At 63.8% G+C, this 15,664-nt stretch carries 14 protein-coding genes; 8 read left to right on the top strand and 6 right to left on the bottom strand.

Annotated features, from left to right (window positions below):
* Window positions 1–1,179, top strand: a complete 1,179-nt coding sequence (locus ACWNZ3_RS08340) for a cytochrome P450 (protein WP_496901797.1) — start codon at window positions 1–3, stop codon at window positions 1,177–1,179.
* 245 nt (window positions 1,180–1,424) lie between these two features.
* Here the strand turns inward: ACWNZ3_RS08340 and ACWNZ3_RS08335 are convergent, their stop codons facing one another.
* Window positions 1,425–1,886 carry an Lrp/AsnC family transcriptional regulator gene (locus ACWNZ3_RS08335; RefSeq protein ID WP_114275635.1) on the bottom strand — a complete coding sequence of 154 codons (462 nt, stop codon included), beginning with the start codon at window positions 1,884–1,886 and terminating at the stop codon, window positions 1,425–1,427.
* A gap of 156 nt (window positions 1,887–2,042) precedes the next feature.
* Between ACWNZ3_RS08335 and cysG the strand changes: the two genes are divergently transcribed.
* The 6 genes from cysG to ACWNZ3_RS08305 all read left to right on the top strand — a co-directional run bounded on the left by cysG (window position 2,043) and on the right by ACWNZ3_RS08305 (window position 7,513).
* Window positions 2,043–3,437 carry a siroheme synthase CysG gene (cysG, locus tag ACWNZ3_RS08330; RefSeq protein ID WP_496901796.1) on the top strand — a complete coding sequence of 465 codons (1,395 nt, stop codon included), beginning with the start codon at window positions 2,043–2,045 and terminating at the stop codon, window positions 3,435–3,437.
* Window positions 3,437–3,748, top strand: a complete 312-nt coding sequence (locus ACWNZ3_RS08325; protein WP_269367704.1) for a DUF2849 domain-containing protein — start codon at window positions 3,437–3,439, stop codon at window positions 3,746–3,748. Before cysG ends, ACWNZ3_RS08325 begins: the two co-directional genes overlap by 1 nt.
* A complete protein-coding gene (locus ACWNZ3_RS08320) occupies window positions 3,748–5,424 on the top strand; it encodes a nitrite/sulfite reductase (protein WP_269367703.1) in 1,677 nt (558 codons plus the stop codon). Before ACWNZ3_RS08325 ends, ACWNZ3_RS08320 begins: the two co-directional genes overlap by 1 nt.
* The gene (locus ACWNZ3_RS08315; protein ID WP_274575244.1) at window positions 5,414–6,193 is read left to right on the top strand and encodes a phosphoadenylyl-sulfate reductase; all 780 of its coding nucleotides are present in this window, start codon (window positions 5,414–5,416) and stop codon (window positions 6,191–6,193) included. The genes ACWNZ3_RS08320 and ACWNZ3_RS08315 overlap by 11 nt, the downstream gene beginning before the upstream one ends.
* Window positions 6,190–6,588 (top strand): DUF934 domain-containing protein, encoded by a 399-nt coding sequence (locus ACWNZ3_RS08310; protein WP_269367701.1) that lies wholly within the window; start codon window positions 6,190–6,192, stop codon window positions 6,586–6,588. Before ACWNZ3_RS08315 ends, ACWNZ3_RS08310 begins: the two co-directional genes overlap by 4 nt.
* A gap of 82 nt (window positions 6,589–6,670) precedes the next feature.
* Window positions 6,671–7,513: a ferredoxin--NADP reductase gene (locus tag ACWNZ3_RS08305; RefSeq protein ID WP_269367700.1), complete on the top strand. Its 843-nt coding sequence runs from the start codon at window positions 6,671–6,673 to the stop codon at window positions 7,511–7,513.
* Between the two features lie 173 nt (window positions 7,514–7,686).
* On the opposite strand, the gene ACWNZ3_RS08300 is transcribed toward ACWNZ3_RS08305, so the two are convergent.
* Complete coding sequence (locus ACWNZ3_RS08300; RefSeq protein ID WP_496901795.1) at window positions 7,687–8,592, bottom strand: translation initiation factor 3; 906 nt, start codon at window positions 8,590–8,592, stop codon at window positions 7,687–7,689.
* Between the two features lie 191 nt (window positions 8,593–8,783).
* Here ACWNZ3_RS08300 and infC point away from each other — a divergent pair, with 191 nt between their 5' ends.
* The gene (gene infC / locus ACWNZ3_RS08295; RefSeq protein WP_269367698.1) at window positions 8,784–9,344 is read left to right on the top strand and encodes a translation initiation factor IF-3; all 561 of its coding nucleotides are present in this window, start codon (window positions 8,784–8,786) and stop codon (window positions 9,342–9,344) included.
* A 293-nt stretch (window positions 9,345–9,637) separates the two neighbouring features.
* Here the strand turns inward: infC and ACWNZ3_RS08290 are convergent, their stop codons facing one another.
* The 4 genes from ACWNZ3_RS08290 to ACWNZ3_RS08275 all read right to left on the bottom strand — a co-directional run bounded on the left by ACWNZ3_RS08290 (window position 9,638) and on the right by ACWNZ3_RS08275 (window position 15,566).
* A complete protein-coding gene (locus ACWNZ3_RS08290; protein ID WP_496901794.1) occupies window positions 9,638–11,554 on the bottom strand; it encodes an OmpA family protein in 1,917 nt (638 codons plus the stop codon).
* A gap of 174 nt (window positions 11,555–11,728) precedes the next feature.
* Entirely contained in the window at window positions 11,729–12,517 is a 789-nt protein-coding gene (locus tag ACWNZ3_RS08285) for an FAD binding domain-containing protein (RefSeq protein ID WP_269367696.1), read from the bottom strand.
* A 116-nt stretch (window positions 12,518–12,633) separates the two neighbouring features.
* Window positions 12,634–14,997, bottom strand: a complete 2,364-nt coding sequence (locus ACWNZ3_RS08280) for a xanthine dehydrogenase family protein molybdopterin-binding subunit (protein ID WP_269364246.1) — start codon at window positions 14,995–14,997, stop codon at window positions 12,634–12,636.
* An 83-nt stretch (window positions 14,998–15,080) separates the two neighbouring features.
* Window positions 15,081–15,566, bottom strand: coding sequence for a (2Fe-2S)-binding protein (locus tag ACWNZ3_RS08275; protein WP_269364248.1), 486 nt, complete (start codon window positions 15,564–15,566; stop codon window positions 15,081–15,083).
* Between the last annotated feature and the right edge of the window lie 98 nt (window positions 15,567–15,664).

Genomic DNA, 15,664 nt, shown 5'->3' with positions numbered 1-15,664 from the left:
ATGAAACGCCTTTCCCAATCCCCGCTCGACCCCGGGTTCATCCAGAACCCCTATGCCGTCTATGATGAAGCCCGCGCGCGCGGGCCGGTGCTGTTCTGGGAGGATTACGGGATGCTGGCCGCCTTTGACGCGGCCACCATCACCGCGCTGCTGCGCGACCGCAGGCTGGGCCGGCAGAACCCGGAACCGGCCCCGGCCCCGGCGCATCTGACCCAATGGCACCGGGTCGAGGCGCATTCGATGCTGGAGCTGGAGCCGCCCCGGCACACGCGGCTGCGGGCCCAGGTGCTGCGCGCCTTCACCTCGCGGCGGATCGCGAACCTGCAACCGGATATCGACCAGATCATGCAGGAACTGCTGGCCGCCCTGCCCGCGACGGGGCCGATCGACCTGATCCCGCAGGTCTGCACGCAGCTGCCGGTGCGCATCATCGCGCGGCTGCTGGGGGTGCCGGAAGAGCGCTGGCCGGACCTGCTGCGCTGGTCCAATACCATGGTGGCAATGTATATGGCGGGCCGCAGCCGCGCCATCGAGGACGCCGCCGAAGCCGCAACAGGCGAATTCGTCAGCTATCTGACCGATTACATCGACCGCCGTCGCGGCGACCCCGGCAATGACCTGATCTCGGAACTGATCGCCACCGAAAGCGCAGGTGAAAAGCTGAACAGCGAGGAGCTGATCGGCACCTGCATCCTGCTGCTGAACGCGGGCCATGAGGCCACTGTGCACGCCATGGGCAATGCGGTGAAATGCCTGCTGGAACATCAGACCGACCCGCTGGCCCTGGCGCCGCAGAACATCGCCGCCACGGTCGAGGAACTGCTGCGCTTCGACCCGCCGCTGCACATGTTCACCCGCTACGCCTACGAAGACATCGACCTGGGCGATGTGACCCTGAAGAAGGGCGATGAGATCGCGCTGATCCTGGGGGCGGCGGGCCATGATCCCGACATCCACGTCGCCCCGGACCTGTTCAACCCGCAGCGCCCCGGCAGGCCCCATGCGGCCTTTGGCGGCGGCTTGCATTTCTGCGTCGGCGCGCCGCTGGCCCGGCTGGAACTGCAAAGCGCGCTGCCCGCGCTCTTTGCCCATCTGCCCGGGATGACCCTGGCCGAAACCCCGCGCTATGCCGCCACCTATCATTTCCACAGGCTCGAAAAGCTGCTGATCCAGCCGTGAACCGATCCGGGGTCAAGGAGGCCGCAGGCCCCGCGCAGCGGCTTGTCCTTGAGGCCGGAGCGGTTCGCAAGACCCTCGGAAAAGGTCGTTCAGGACGCAAGGCGCCCTGAACACCTTCTCAGCAATGAAAACCCCGGCACAAGGCAAAGCCCCGTCGCCGACAGGGGCTCAGGCCGCCACGGGTGCCCGTAGAAAGGAATCGCGGCAAGGCCGCGTCCTTCAGATCACGTCACGGCCAGTTCAGGTCACAGCGGCAGGGCCACGGTGGACTTGATCTCTTCCATCGACAAGAGCGCGGTGACGTTATGCACCCGCACCTCCGAGATCAGCGCCTGATAGAACGCGTCATAGGCCCGCGCGTTCTTTACCCGCACCTTCAGGATATAATCGATATCCCCCGCCAGCCGATGCGCCTCCTGCACTTCGGGGCGGTCGCGCAAAGCCTTGAGGAAGGCCGCCTGCCATTCCGCCTCATGCTCCGAGGTGCGGATCAGGACAAAGAAACAGGCCTCGAACCCCAGCGCTTCGGCGTCCAGGATCACGGTCTGCTGGCCGATGATCCCGGCCTCGCGCATCTTGCGGATGCGATTCCATACCGGGGTCTTGGAAGAGCCCACCGCCTTGGCAATATCATCCAGCGATTGCGCCGCATCGCGTTGCAACTGGCCAAGAATTTTCCGATCTGTCTCGTCTATCCGAACAGGCATCCTGTGATTTTCCTTTTCGTCACAAACTTGTTCTATCTGGCGCTGAAAACAGAACAATATTCCTTATCTGCGCGGGCATATGGCCCAGTACAGGGAATATTTCCTATATAGAGAGGTAAGTCAACGCATCACACCGGCCGCAGCAAGGGGCACATCATGGACCATTTTCCCATCTTTCTCGCCACCGAGGGCCAGCGCATCGCGCTGTCGGGCGGCGGTGATGCGGCGCTGGCCAAGCTGCGGTTGCTGCTCAAGACCCGCGCGCGGATCCATGTCTATGCCCCGGCCCCCGCGCCCGAGATCGAAAACTGGGCAGAAGCCGGCAGGCTGACCCTGCACCGCCGCGCCTTTGCCCCGGGCGATGCGCGGGAGACAAGGCTGTTCTATGCCGCCGATGAGGACGCAGGCGAGGATGCCCGCACCGCCGCCATCGCGCGGGCCGAGGGGGCGCTGGTCAACATCGTCGACAATCTTGCCGACAGCGCCTTTATCACGCCGGCCATCGTGGACCGCGACCCGGTGACCGTGGCAATCGGCACCGAGGGCGCAGCGCCCGTGCTGGCCCGCGCCATCAAGGCCGACCTGGAAGAACGCCTGCCCGCCACGCTGGGCAATCTGGCGCGGATCGGCAAGGGCTTTCGCAAGCTGGCCGATGCCCTGCCCTTTGGCCGCGCGCGCCGCGATTTCTGGCGCGACTATTATTTCAACACCGGCCCCCGCGCCATCGCCGCAGGCGAGGACCGGGTGAAGGACAGCCTCGGCACGCTGCTGGAGGATCACCTGACCCGTGCCGCCCGCGCGGGCCATGTCGCCTTTGTCGGCGGCGGTCCGGGCGATCCGGAGCTGCTGACCCTCAAGGCGCGCCGCGCGCTGGATGAGGCGGATGTGGTGATCTACGACCGGCTGATCTCGGCGCAGATCCTCGAACTCGCCCGCCGCGAGGCGGTGATGATCGACGTGGGCAAGGAAGGTTTCGGCCCCTCCACCAGCCAGGAGACGATCAACGCCCTGCTGGTGGAACATGCGCAATCAGGCGCCCAGGTGGTGCGGTTGAAATCAGGCGATGCCACCGTATTCGGCCGCCTGGACGAGGAAATCGACGCCATCGACGCCCATGGCATCACCTGGCATATCGTGCCGGGCATCACCTCGGCCTCTGCCGCGGTGGCGGCCATCGGCCAGAGCCTGACCCGCCGGGGGCGCAATGCTTCTGTCCGCTTCCTTACCGGACATGACATGAAGGGGTTCGCCGATCACGACTGGGCCGCGCTTGCCCGCCCGAACGAGGTTGCCGCGATCTACATGGGCAAGAAATCCGCCCGTTTCGTGCAGGGCCGCCTGATCATGCATGGGGCGGACCGCGCCACGCCCGTCACGGTGATCGAAAACGCCTCGCGTCCCGAGCAGCGGGTGCTGGAAACCACGCTGGACCGGATGGCCGCAGACATCGCCGATGCGCAGATGACCGGCCCCGCCCTGACCTTTTACGGACTTGCCCCGCGCGCCGCCGTGCAAGCCGCCACTGACATGCCGATCGAGGAGATGGCCTGATGCCCAAACCTTTCACGCCCAAAGTTGTCACCGCCAACGCCCTGCTTGAAGGCGATGTGATCTATATGACCGCAGATGGCTGGACTCGTGACCTGGCCGAGGCCGAAGTGCTGACCGATGAGGCCGACGCCGATCTGCGCCTGATCGAGGCGCAGTCGCAGCCGGGCAGCATCGTGGGCGCCTATCTGGCCGATGTCACCCTGCAGGACGGCGTGCCGCACCCCACCCATTTCCGCGAGGATTTCCGCGCCACCGGGCCTTCCAACTATCCCCATGGCAAGCAGGAAACCGTCAAAGAGGAGCGTTTCTGATGTACCATTATACCGATTTCGACGCCGCTTTCCTGGCCGAGCGCAACGCCCAGTTCCGCGCCCAGGTGGAACGCCGCATCGACGGCAGCCTGACCGAGGATGAATTCAAGCCGCTGCGCCTGATGAACGGGCTCTACCTGCAGCTGCACGCCTATATGCTGCGCGTCGCGATCCCCTATGGCACGCTGAACTCGCGGCAGATGGACCAGCTGGCGATGATTGCCGAGAAATGGGACAAGGGTTACGGCCATTTCACCACACGCCAGAACATCCAGTACAACTGGCCCGAACTGCGCGACGTGCCCGACATGCTGGACGCGCTGGCGGCGGTGAACATGCATGCCATCCAGACCTCAGGCAACACCATCCGCAACGTGACCGCCGACCATTTCGCCGGTGCCGCCGCGGATGAGGTCGCGGACCCGCGCCCGGTGGCCGAACTGATCCGCCAGTGGTCCACCGACCACCCGGAATTCCAGTTCCTGCCGCGCAAGTTCAAGGTCGCCGTGACCGGAGCGCAAGCAGACCGTGCGGTGATCAAGGCGCATGACATCGGGCTGCGCATCGTGGAGCGCGACGGGGCAATCGGCTATGAGGTCATTGTGGGCGGCGGCCTGGGTCGCACGCCGATGATCGGCAAGGTGCTCTATGATTTCGTGGCGGAGGAAGACCTGCTGCCGACGCTGGAAGCGATTGTCAGCGTCTACAACCTGCTGGGCCGCCGCGACAACAAGTACAAGGCGCGCATCAAGATCACCGTGCATGAGAACGGGATCGAAGACATCCGCGCCCGCGTCGATGCGCGCTATGCGCTGATCCGCCCGCAGTTCGGCGGTGTGGACCAGCAAATGCTGGCCCGGATCAAGGCCGATTTCGCCGCCCCCCGGTTCCGGGTGGCGGATGAGGCGCCCTATCGCAACGCCTATCAGAACGACCCGCTGTTCCGCAGCTGGGCCGATACCAACCTCTCCGCGCACCGTGCGCCGGGCTATGCCATTGTCTCCATCAGCCTCAAGGCGCATGGCAAGACGCCCGGCGATGCCTCTGCCCGGCAGATGCGGCTGATGGCGGCGCTGGCGAAGCGCTATGGCCATGACGAGCTGCGCATCAGCCACGAGCAGAACGTGATCCTGCCGCATGTCCATAAATCGGACCTGCCGTCGGTCTTTGCCGCGCTGCGGGCCGAGGGGCTGGGCACCGCCAACATCGGGCTGATCAGCGATATCATCGCCTGCCCCGGCATGGATTACTGCGCGCTGGCAACGGCACGTTCGATCCCCATCGCGCAGGAAATCGCCACCCGCTTTGACGAATTGAAGCTGGAGCATGAAGTGGGCCCGCTCAAGATCAAGATCTCGGGCTGCATCAATGCCTGCGGCCACCACCATGTGGGCCATATCGGCATCCTGGGGCTGGACCGCGCGGGCGTGGAAAACTACCAGATCACCCTGGGCGGTGACGGCACCGAAGATGCAACCATCGGCACCCGTGCCGGCCCCGGTTTCTCTGCCGATGAGATCATCCCGGCGGTGGAACGTCTGGTGCTGGCCTATCTCGACCTGCGCACGGAACCTGCGGAGACCTTCCTGCAGACCTACCGTCGGCTGGGGATGGCCCCGTTCAAGGCCGCCCTTTACCCCGAGGCAGAAAGCAAGGAACGGGCAGATGCCGCTTGACCGAGACCGACATGTACCGGCGGCGCAGGCCAGCGGGGCTGCGCAACCTGCCCTGGACCGGGTTGGCGCGCTCAACGCCGAGCTGCGTCATCACAGTGCCACGGATGTGCTGCGCCGCGCGGTAGAAGAGATCCCGCATCTTGCGCTTGTCTCAAGCTTCGGGGCGGAATCGGTGGTGCTGCTGCATCTGGCCTCCATGGTGAACCGCGACCTGCCGGTGCTGTTCATCGACACCGAACTGCTGTTCACCGAAACGCTGGTTTACCAGCAGGAACTGACCGAACGTCTGGGCCTGCGCAATGTGACGATCCTGCGGTCCGGCAACATCCGTGCGGTGGACCCGGACAACACCCTGCACCAGCGCGACACCGACGCCTGCTGCAACCTGCGCAAGACCGTGCCGCTGCAAACCGCCCTGCGCGGCTTTGACGGCTGGATTTCGGGGCGCAAGCGGTTCCAGTCGGGCACCCGCGCTGCGCTGGAACATTTCGAGCTGGAGCAGCGCGGCAATGGCGTGCCGGACCGGATCAAGGTGAACCCGCTGGCCTATTGGGACCCTGCCGATGTGCAGACCTATATGACCGAGAACCGCCTGCCGCGCCATCCGCTGGTGGCGCAGGGCTACCCCTCCATTGGTTGCGCGCCCTGCACATCGCCGGTGAAACCGGGTGAAGATCCCCGCGCAGGCCGTTGGAGAGACAGCGAAAAAGACGAATGCGGCATCCATTTTGTCGATGGCAAGATGGTGCGAACCGGAGGCAAGACATGACCCAATTGATCAACGATAGCGGCTTTGTGGAAGACGACTGGACCGGTGGCTTTTGCGCCACCGGGGCCGCCAATGACTGCGTGGCGCTGGACCTGGCCTCGGATGCCGATCCCGAAGCGGTCGATCTGTCGGGGCTCAAGGTCATCCGGGTTGATTTCCCCTCCTCCGCCGACGGGCGCGGCTTTACCATTGCGCGCGCCCTGCGCCTGCGGGGGTTCACCGGACGGCTGCGCGCCCGGGGCCATCTGATTGCCGACCAATATGCGATGGCGCGCCGGGCCGGCTTTGACGAGGTCGAAGTGCATGACGAAATCGCCGCCCGCCAACCCCAGGACCAATGGCAGTTCCGCGCCAATTGGCAGGCGCATGACTATCAGTCGCGCCTGCGCGGCTGAGCTGCGACAAAGGCAAAGATTGCCCTGACCCCATTCATCTTCTAAGAAGGGAACGCAAGCGATCGCTTGTGTACATGTGATTATGACCGAGCAGACCCCAGTGAACCAGACCACAGCCCAGCCCGCCCTGCCTGACGCGCAGACCGTGACATCGGTAAAGCACTGGACAGACAGGCTTTTCTCTTTCCGCGTCTCCCGCCCCGCATCTTTGCGGTTCCGGTCGGGCGAATTTGTGATGATCGGGTTGATGGGTGATCCGCACCCCGAGACCGGCAAGCAGAAGCCGCTGTTGCGGGCCTATTCCATCGCCTCCCCCGCCTGGGACGACGAATTGGAATTCTATTCGATCAAGGTGCAGGACGGTCCGCTGACCTCGAAACTGCAGCACATCCAGCCCGGTGACCACATCATCCTGCGGCCCAAGCCGGTGGGCACCCTGGTGCATGACGCGCTGCTGCCGGGCAAGCGGCTGTGGTTCTTTGCCACCGGCACCGGCTTTGCGCCCTTTGCCTCCCTGCTGCGCGAGCCGGAGACCTATGAGAAATTCGATGAAGTGGTGATGATGCACACCTGCCGCGATGTGGCAGAGCTGGAATATGGCCGCCAGCTGATCGAGAACCTGAAATCCGACGAGTTGATGCAGGAGCTGATCGGGGCCGAAAACCTGGCCAAGATCCGCTATTACCCGACCACCACCCGTGAACAAAGCCCCAAGATGGGCCGCATCACCACCCTGTTGCAGGACGGGACCGTCTTTGCCGATCTGGGGATTGACGGGATCAACAAGGAAACCGACCGCGGCATGGTCTGCGGCAGCCTTGATTTCAACAAGGACATGATGAAAACGCTTGAGAGCTTTGGCCTTGAGGAAGGGGCAAATTCCGATCCCAAGCATTTCGTGGTCGAAAAGGCCTTTGTCGGCTAAAGCGTCATGCGAAAAACCTGCACCAGGTAACGCTGCCTGAAATCGGAGATTTCAACGCTCTGACTGATGCATGGTGTTTCAGGCATTTCGTCAGTGGCTGTAAACCACTCACCAGACATGAAAAAACCGCGTCCCGTCACCGGGGCGCGGTTTCTTTTTGGCGTCGAAGCGGATCAGAGGTTCAGCGCTTCGCGGATTTTTTCCAGCGTCGCCTTGAGCAGATCAGGATTGTCCTGCGCCGCCTTAAGACCTGTGGTCAGGGTGGTTTTCTGCAAGGCGCCCAGATCGGAGTTCTCGATCATCTCGGTCACCTTGCCGAGGTCGAAACCATCCACTGTCAGCAGCTGATCCACCATCGAAGGTTCAACCCCATCGACACCGGCGGCGGCCTCGGCCTCTGCCGTGTCGCCGGTTGTGGCATCGACAGATGCCTCTGCGGCCGGCTCGGTGGTTGCCTCGGCTGCGGTTTCCGCGGCCTCTTCGGTGCTTTCAACGGCCGCATCCGCGGCCTGCTCGGTGCCCTCGGCGGTGGCTTCCGCTGCCTGCTCCGTGGTTGCGGCTGCGCTGTCGGCAGCCTCGGCTGTGGCATCTGCCGCGTCTTCGGCGGCTTCGGCCGTGTCCGTGGCGGCATCGGCCACCGCATCCGCCGTGTCGGAAGCTGCATCAGCGGTTGCATCTGCCGCATCCGCTGCGGTGTCGCCCGCTGCATTCGCCGCGTCGGAGGCCGCTTCGGTGGTGGCTGTCACGGCGTCAGAGGCCGCTTCGGCAGCGTCGCTGGCCGCATTCTCGACCGCCTCGACAGCGCCTTCTGTCGCCTCTGCAATCGCTTCACCGGCTGCCTTTGCGGCATCTGCCGTGGCATCGACCGCTTCGCTCACGGCGCCCTGCACCGCGTCAGCGGCTTCGCCTGCGGTTTCGGAGGCGCTTTCCAGTGCTTCGGGTGCATTGACTGTTTCGGAGACCTCATTCACAGCTTCGGAAGCGTCATTGGCCAGTTCAGACGGTGACTTGCCGGAATACAGCATGTAGCCGCCAACAGCGACAAGTGCCGCCACGATAATCCAGATCAGGTTTTTCATATTCTTTCCCTCTTTGACAGCGCCGGGGCCAACACTGGCCCTGCACACCTTGTCGGCCCAAATGCGGAACAACCCCGATACATTCAAGGGGAATTTGGCGCGAAAGACGTCCATTGCACCAATTTACCGGCTTGAAGAAGGCGGTTGCCACGTCTACCTTGCAACTTCGAAAATACAGCAACCACCAAAGGATGACCACCATCGCTCGCAGACCTCATAACGCGCCACCGCAACGTGACACCGGACCGCGCGTCAACGAAAACATACGTTCCCCGGAAATCCGCCTGATCGGCGCAGATGGCGAAAACGTCGGCGTCGTGACGCCCAACCGCGCCCTCGAAATGGCCGAAGAGGCCGGGCTGGACCTGGTCGAGATTTCGCCCAACGCCAATCCGCCGGTCTGCAAGATCATGGATTTTGGCAAGTTCAAGTACGAACAGCAAAAGCGCGAATCCGAAGCCCGCAAGAAGCAGAAGATCATCGAGATCAAAGAGGTCAAGTTCCGTCCCAACACGGATACGAACGACTATGACGTCAAGATGCGCAATGTCTTCAAGTTTCTTGAGAACGGCGACAAGGTCAAGATCACCCTACGTTTCCGGGGCCGCGAGATGGCGCACCAGAACCTGGGCCGCGAGTTGCTGGAACGGGTGGCAGAGGACACCAAGGAGCGTGGCAAGGTCGAGAACTTCCCCAAGATGGAAGGCCGCCAGATGGTCATGCTGATCGGGCCGCTGCCCAGCAAGGCCTGAGTTCGGCACTTTGCCGCTATAAAGAGCGGCCTTCTGACGCGCCCGGCAAAGCCGGACTCTGAGAAGGCCGCCAGATGGTCATGCTGATCGGGCCCCTGCCCAGCAAGGCCTGAGACCGGCACTTCGCCGCTACAAAGAGCGGGCCCCTGCCCAGCAAGGCCTGAGTTCGGCACTTCGCCGCAACAAAGCGCTGCCCCTGCCTGCCAGACAGCTGTCAGCGCCGACGGAATCGAAAAACCCCCGCAACGCATTGCGGGGGTTTCTTTTTGCGTCTCATGCCCCGTGCGAGAGGGTCAGCGCAGCAGGGCGGTGATGTTGCGCACCACCGCGCGGCGGTTGGCCGGTTCCGCATCAAGCGTCGGGATCTTGAGGTCGGATTCGCCATAGCCCTGGGTGACGAGGTTCTGCGCGGGCACCTTGAAATATTCGGTCAGCGCCAGCGCCACGGTTTCGGCGCGGCGGTCCGACAGGGCCAGGTTGTAGGTGGCGCTGCCGACAGCATCGGTATGCCCCTCGACCAGGATCACGGTACGCGGATCCTGTGCGATCTGTTCGCGCAGGGCGGTGCCGATCCGGGCCAGGCTGCGCGCCTGTTCCGGCTGGATCGCGGCGGAACCGGTCGGGAAGCGGACGGCATCAAGCTCCAGCTGCGGTGCCAGGGCACGCACCTGGCTGATGTCGCGGACCTGCCGCAGGGAGAAGGTGCGGTTGGTATCAGCCGCCAGTTCGCGTTGCAGCGCCGCGCGCAGGGCTTCCTCGTTCTGGTTGCTGACCATTTCCACCTGCTGCTGTCGGTTCACCTGCGGCAGGTCGTTCACCACAACCCGCTGTTCTTCGACAAGGTCATCGAACAGCACCACCTGGTTGCCCTGCGTATCCACGGAAACCCGTCGCAGGACCGAACCGTCGCGGGCGCGGATCGTGATGATCTGCGAACCGTCCGGTTTGGTCACGATGCTGCGGCTGGAGCCGTCGTCGAAGGTCTGGGTGCGGACCTCATCGCCCGCCTGGCGGATCAGCGCATCCTCATCCTTCAGCACCCGCAGGTCGCCATTGGGATCCTCGACCACCACCCGGTCGCCCGAGCGGCTGACAACCTTGTCGCCGTTCTTGAGCACGGAGCCCACCACCACGGCACCAAGCCCCAGCAGAAGCGCCTTTTCGAATTTGCTCAAGCCGCTGTCGTCATTGGCGGCTGCAGGTTGCTGGTCGCCGGTCACGGCGGTCTCGAATTCCTCGTCGGAGGAGCGCAGGTTTTCCTCGGTGATCTCTTCGGTCACCACGTCGGCATCACTGCTTTGAGACTCGGCCGCTGCGGCGGCGGCGGCGATGGCCTGACGCTCGGCCTCGCGGTCTGCGGCGCGTTGGGCTTCAAGCTCGGCTGCCTGACGGTCCGCTTCGGCCTGGGCTTCGGCGGTCAGCTCTGCCTCGGCTTCGGATGTGGCCTGCGCATCAGCGGCAGCCTGTGCGTCGGCGGCGGCCTGTGCGTCAGCTGCGGCTTGAGCGTCAGCTGCGGCTTGATCCTGTTCCGCCTGTGTTTGAGCGGCAGCGGCGCTTTCAGCGGCCTGCGCATCAGCCGCGGCCTGATCTTCTGCAGCCTGCGCCTCGGCAGCGGCCTGAGCATCAGCGGCAGCTTGAGCATCTGCGGCAGCTTGATCCTCCGCAGCCTGTGCATCTGCAGCGGCTTGATCCTGTGCAGCTTGTGCATCTGCAGCAGCTTGTGCATCTGCAGCAGCCTGCGCATCAGCGGCGGCCTGATCCTGCGCAGCCTGTGCATCGGCAGCAGCTTGATCTTCTGCGGCCTGTGCATCTGCGGCGGCCTGATCCTGTGCTGCTTGCGCCTCAGCAGCAGCTTGGGCGTCAGCAGCTGCCTGGGCATCTGCAGCAGCTTGCGCGTCAGCGGCAGCCTGATCCTGTGCCGCCTGTGCCTCGGCTGCGGCCTGTGCGTCCGCCTCCGCCTGGGCCTGTTGCTCTTCACTTGTCGGCGCCGCCTCAGAATTCTCTGTCGCGGCGGATTCCTCTTTCATGGCGCGGCGCACAACCAGCTCTTCAGCTGTCTTCACGGCCTGATCGTCAAACATGCAGGGAAAAGTGACCTCCCCCCCGGTCAGATCGCAGGCCGGTGTTTCGGACTGCGCAAATGCGCCCCCCGGCAACGCCAGAAGCAGGCTCATGCTCAGGGATGTTGTCGATTTCAATAGCGTCTTCATTTGGTGTTCCTCACATTGTTCCGAACGCCGTTCGGGCAGCGCTTGTGAGTTAACGTCTGGTGGCGGTGGCGGTTCCGCCGCCCCTGAAGATAGGCCAGGATACGCAAAAATCCGCGCACCCCTGGGGCACGCGGATTTCAGTTCAGACCACGACTTTCAGGCCATGGCGCCCGGTCAGGCGATGGCGGCAACCGCCCGTTTGGTCATCACGCCAACCAGATGGGCGCGATATTCGGCAGTGCCATGCAGATCGCTGATCATGTCGCCTTCGGCTTTCAGCCCCGCCACCGCATCGGCAGAGAAATTGGCCGAAAGCGCCTCTTCCGCCTCGGTCCAGCGGAAGACACCGTCATTGGAGGCACCTGTCACCGCCACGCGCACCCCGTCGCTGAACCTTGCGACAAAGACCGCGACCAGCGGGAAGCGCGAGGCGGGCTGGAGGAATTTTTCGTAATGCGCCGCCTGCGGGATCGGGAATTTCACTTCCGTGACAATCTCGCCCTCTTCCAGTGCGGTGGTGAACATGCCGAGGAAATAATCATCCGCCGCAATTTCGCGGTTGTTGGTCACGATGGTGGCGCCGGAACCAAGGGCCGCCGCCGGATAGCAGGCGGAAGGGTCGTTGTTGGCCAGAGAGCCGCCGATGGTGCCCCGGTTGCGCACCGCCGGGTCGCCGATGCGCGCCGCAACCGTTGCCAGACCCGGATAATGCGCCGCCGCCTCCGCCGCCACGGTCGCATGGGTGGTGCCGCCGCCGATGCAGAGCCTGCCGTCGTCAGACATGCGGACCCCCTTCATTTCCTCGATCCCCGTCAGGGACACCAGCACCGAAGGGGCGGCCAGCCGCGCCTTCAGCGTCGGGATCAGGGTCTGCCCGCCGGAAATCGGCTGGGCCTCTTCCTTGCTCATCGCCTGCACCGCATCGGCGATGCTGGTGGGGCGTTCGACGTCGAAATTATACATCTTCTTTCCTTTCGAACCTGGCACCGCCTGCGGGTCTCGCGGGGTACCTGCTTCTTTATGCCAAAATACCTCCGGGGGATCCGGGGGGCAACGCCTCCCGGACCCCCCGTCTCAGATCACCCCTGCATCGCGGCCCAGACGCGCGATGGCGTCACCGGCATGTCGATATGGGCCACATCCTTGCCGCCGGAGCGCATTGCGTCCAGCACCGCGTTGACCACCGCCGGAGGAGAGCCGATCGCCCCCGCCTCGCCGCAGCCTTTCACGCCCAGCGGGTTGTGGGTACAGGGTGTCTGGCAGGAATGGTCCACGTCATAGAAGGGCAGATCGCTGGCCCGCGGCATCGCGTAATCCATGTAGGATGCGCTCAGCAACTGGCCGTCGCTGTCATAGGCGCAGTTCTCCAACAGCGCCTGGCCGATCCCCTGTGCCAGCCCGCCATGAACCTGGCCGGTGACGATCATCGGGTTGATGATATTGCCGAAATCATCCGCTGCCGAGAACCGCTCGATGGTGACCTGGCCGGTCTCCGGGTCCAGTTCCACCTCGCAGGCATAGGCGCCCGAGGGGTAGGTAAAGTTCGACGGATCGTAGAATGCCGTCTCCTCCAGCCCCGGCTCAAGATCCTCCAGCGGATAGTTGTGCGGCACATAGGCTGCCAGCGTCACATCGCCCCAGGCCAGGGATTTGTCGGTGCCCGCCACGCTGAACATGCCATCCTTCAGTTCGATATCGCCTTCGGAGGCCTCCAGGATATGGCCGGCGATCTTCTTGGCCTTGGCGATGATCTTTTCCGTCGCGCGGACCATGGCCGATCCGCCCACCGCGATGGAACGCGACCCATAGGTGCCCATGCCCATCGGCGTGCGCGCGGTGTCGCCATGCACGATCTCGACCATCGAGGCGTCGATGCCGATCATTTCCGCAATCACCTGGGGAAAGGAGGTCTCATGCCCCTGCCCGTGGCTGTGGGAACCTGTCATCACGACCAGCCCGCCGGTGGCATTGACCCGCACCGTGGCGCTTTCATAAAGCCCCGCCCGCGCGCCCAGCTGGCCCACAAGGTTCGACGGCGCGATGCCGCAGGCCTCGATATAGCAGTTCACGCCAAAGCCGCGCAGCTTGCCCTTGGCCTCGCTCTCCTTGCGGCGCGCCGCAAAGCCCGCGATGTCAGCCATCTCTTCCAGCTTGTCCATCGTGGCGAAATAATCGCCGGTGTCATATTCCACTGCCACCGGGGTGGCATAGGGGAATTCGGTGATGAAGTTCTGACGCCGCAGCTTGATCGGGTCCACGCCCAGCTCATGCGCCGCCTTGTCCACCAGCCGCTCAAGCTGGAAGGTCGCCTCGGGCCGTCCGGCACCGCGATAGGCATCGACCGGCACCGTGTTGGTGAACACCGCCTTCACATTCACATAGATCAGCGGCGTCTTGTAGTTGCCCGCCATCAGCGTGCCATGCAGCCATGTCGGCACCGAGGGCGCGAAGGTCGACAGATAGGCGCCCATGTTGGCATAGGTGTCGGTGCGGATCGCGGTGAAGTTGTTGTCCCCGTCCAGCGCCAGTTCGATCTTGGTCACGTGATCGCGGCCATGGGCATCCGACATGAAGGCCTCCGACCGGCTGGAGGTCCATTTCACCGGACGGTTGCAGGCCTTGGCGGCAAAGGTACAGAAGGCTTCTTCCTGATAGTGGAAGATCTTGGTGCCGAAACCGCCGCCCACATCGGGGGCCACGACGCGCAGCTTGTGCTCGGGGATGCCCAGCACGAAGGCGCCCATCAGCAGGCGGATCACATGCGGGTTCTGCGAGGTGGTGTAGAGCGTGTGTTCGCCGTCTGAACGGCTGTAATCGCCCACCGCCACACGCGGCTCCATCGGGTTGGCGACCAGACGGTTGTTGACCAGTTCCAGCGTGGTGACATGTGCGGCCTCTTCAAAGGCCTTGTTCACCGCCTCCTTGTTCTCCTCCACGAAACCCCAGTCATAGCAGAGGTTCGAGGGCAGCTCCTCATGCACCTTGGGCGCGCCGTCCTTGACCGCCTCCTTCATGTTGATGACGGCGGGCAGTTCCTCGATCTCCAGGACAATCGCCTCGGCGGCATCGCGGGCCTGGGCCAGCGTCTCGGCCACGACAGCGGCGATGGGTTCGCCCACATGGCGCACCTTGCCCTGGGCCAGCACCGGGTGGCCCGGTTCCTGCATCGGCTGGCCGTGTTTGTCGGTGACCTGCCAGCCGCAGGGCATGCCGCCCACGCCTTCAAAGTCCTTGCCGGTGAAGATCCTGACGACCCCGTCCATGCCTTCGGCCGCCGACGTGTCCACGCTGGTCAGCTTGCCATGTGCCACGTCGGAGCGCAGGAAAAAGACATAGGCCTGTCCCCGCAGGTTGATATCGTCGGTGTATCGTCCGTTCCCTGTCAGAAACCGGACGTCCTCGCGCCGCTTCGTGCTGGCACCAATTCCGCCGTCTTTAGGCATCTTCATTCCTCCCGAATGTCTTGGGTGGCCCCCACCCTACATCTCCTCTTGCAGGGTGGGTCCGACCCCACGCGTTGATGTGCTTATTCTGCTGCGATCGCGCTGACGTCCTGGCCGGATGCGGCCATGATCGCCTTGACGATGTTGTGGTAGCCCGTGCAACGGCAGATGTTGCCGTCAAGGTAGTGTCGCACTTCGGCCTCTGTCGGCTTGGGGTTCTCCTTGAGCAGGGCCGCCGCCGACATCACCATGCCGGGGGTGCAGAACCCGCACTGGAGGCCGTGGTGGTCCTGAAACGCCTGCTGGATCACATTGAGCGATCCATCCGCATTGGCCTGCCCTTCGATGGTGTCAACGGTGGCACCGTCCGCCTCGATGGCGAGCATGGTGCAGGCTTTCACGGCCTGCCCGTTCACATGGACCACGCAGGCACCGCACTGGCTGGTGTCACAGCCGATATGTGTGCCGGTCAGGCCCTGATCATCGCGCAGGAATTGTGCCAAGAGCGTGCGGCCCTCCACGTCGCCGGACGCGGTTTTGCCGTTCACGGTCATTTTGACCTGTGTCATGAAATCCTCCCATTTGTGACCTTGTTTGAACGTGAGTAAATCACGCAGAGCCTCTATTGAGAATAGATAAAAACGGATATCACGGGATATTGGACTAA

Source organism: Sulfitobacter sp. IGS-18, assembly GCF_059628195.1.
This window is presented reverse-complemented; position numbering and strand designations above follow the sequence as displayed.